Origin of the sequence: Robertmurraya sp. DFI.2.37 (genome assembly GCF_029211245.1) — a bacterium.
Lineage (GTDB): Bacteria > Bacillota > Bacilli > Bacillales > Cytobacillaceae > Robertmurraya > Robertmurraya methanolica_A.
This window is the reverse complement of sequence record NZ_JARGEJ010000977.1, coordinates 1-255: the sequence shown is the minus strand read 5'-3', so window position 1 is coordinate 255 and position 255 is coordinate 1. Positions and strand designations below refer to the sequence as shown.

Below are 255 nucleotides of genomic sequence, written 5' to 3'. Positions count from 1 at the left end.
TTTTGTATGGAGCGTTTTCTGTCGTGCGTCCTTTACTTAACCCAGTAACTTATGATTCAAGGTTGTATGACAGAAGTAATAATTTAATAAAAGAAAACAAGAACATAAATACCACGTTAACTGTACATCACGACCGTTTGCGTAATTCCGTGTTTTGTGTCATTAAATCCAAAGGAATAGTGGTATTTCAGATTGATTCATCAAGAATTGCTGCATTTGATATGGTTTTAGGTACTCAACTGTGGGACCAGCGCA

1 protein-coding gene is annotated in these 255 nt (G+C 36.1%); it reads left to right on the top strand.

The window, feature by feature from the left end; genetic code table 11:
• Positions 1-23: 23 nt before the first annotated feature.
• Positions 24-255 (top strand): hypothetical protein (locus PZE06_RS29405; protein WP_275792597.1); only part of this gene is annotated, 232 nt, incomplete at its 3' end.